This window comes from Parafrankia sp. FMc2 (genome assembly GCF_041008525.1).
Classification (GTDB): domain Bacteria; phylum Actinomycetota; class Actinomycetes; order Frankiales; family Frankiaceae; genus Parafrankia.
Genome location: NZ_JBFLUG010000370.1, coordinates 1 through 1598, shown reverse-complemented (window position 1 = coordinate 1598; position 1598 = coordinate 1). Strand labels below are relative to the sequence as shown.

At 70.4% G+C, this 1598-nt stretch carries 2 protein-coding genes; both read left to right on the top strand.

Annotated features, from left to right (window positions below):
- Positions 1–893, top strand: an 893-nt coding sequence (locus AB1460_RS37330; RefSeq protein ID WP_368967263.1) for a transposase, incomplete at its 5' end; no start/stop codon positions are given.
- 312 nt (positions 894–1205) lie between these two features.
- Positions 1206–1496 (top strand): transposase, encoded by a 291-nt coding sequence (locus AB1460_RS37325; protein WP_368967265.1) that lies wholly within the window; start codon positions 1206–1208, stop codon positions 1494–1496.
- The last annotated feature ends 102 nt before the right edge of the window (positions 1497–1598 follow it).

The window sequence follows — 1598 nt, the reverse complement described above, 5'->3', positions numbered from 1 at the left end:
TGCCCGCCCATGTGGGAGCCCGAGCCCGGTGCCGCGACGAGTGGCACGCCGGGTTCCGAGGGGGCGGCGGCGCAGCAATGCGCCGCCGCTACCCGACCCTCACCGAAACCTGCGACCCTCCCGCCGACGCCGACGCCGACGCCGACGCGTTGCCGTTACGGCTGATCACGGATGTTCTCACCACCCAGGCGAGCGTCCCGGACGTGAAGGCCACCGAGACCGTCCAGGCCACCCTCGCCGAGCGTGGCCTCACCCCCGCCGAGCACTACCTCGACGCCGGCTACTCCTCCGCCGACCTCATCCACGACGCCGCGACCCGGGGCATCACCATGGTCACCCCCGCCCTGCTCGACCACTCACCCCAGGCCAGAGCCCACGCCGGGTTCGACAAGACCGCGTTCCGGATCGACTGGAAAACCCGCCAGGCCCGCTGCCCGCAGGGCCACACCAGCACCGGCTGGTACCCCGTCCGCCAGCACGACCGCGACGCCATCGTTGTCCAGTTCGCCCGCACCGACTGCCACCCCTGCCCCACCCGCAAGGCCTGCACCGCCTCCGCCCGCGGCGCCCGTTTCCTCAGCCTGCGCCCGAAGGAGCTTCACGAGACCCTGGCCACCGCCCGGGCCGAGCAGGCCACCGACACCTGGAAGACCCGGTACGCGTTACGCGCCGGGATCGAGGGAACCATCAACCAGGCCCTCGACGTCACCGGCCTACGCAACGCCCGCTACCGCGGCCTGCCCAAGACCCGCCTCCAACACGCCTTCTCCGCCACCGCGATCAACGTCATCCGCCTCGACGCCCACGGGAACCCCCACCAGCCGCCCTTCACACCCCGCACCAGCAGACTCACCCGCCTCAGCCACCAACTCGCAGCCGAAACCCCGAATTAAGCAGCAGAGTCACCTCCGCGGTCAAAGCCCGAACCCAGGCCGTCAACCAACTCAAAGCCGTCCTGGTCCGCGCCGACCCGGCCCTGCGTGAATCCCTCACAGGACTGGGCCCCATGACCCTCGTCCGCCGATGCGCCGCCCTCGATGAGGTCGCACCGCTCGACACCCCCACCACCGCGCGCTACACGCTACGCCGGCTGGCCACCCGGATCCTGCAGCTCACCGACGAGGTCAACGACCTCAACCGACAGCTGACCACCCTGCTCACCCGTCACACACCCGCACTGCTCACCCGCGTCGGCGTGGGACCAGATACAGCCGCGGCCCTGGCTCATCGCCGCGGGCGACAACCCGCAACGGCTGGCCAGCGACGCATCCTTCGCCGCCCTGTGCGGCGTCAGCCCGCTCGAAGCGTCATCCGGCAAGACCCACCGTCACCGCCTCAACCGCGGCGGCGACCGCCAAGCCAACGCCGCCCTCCACCGCATTGTCATTACCCGTCTGCGCTGCGACCCCCGCACCCGCGCCTACCAGCAACGACGCCTCGCGGAAGGCAAAACCCCACGTGAGGTCATCCGCCAATACCAGGAACTTAAGGTCTGATCGTGTAGGTTCTGGCTGTGCCGAGGCGTGGTCAGGTCAAGGAGAAGGCCGGGGACCGGTTGGTGGACCGGGTCGGGTTGGGGGTGCTGGCCGCGCAGTTCC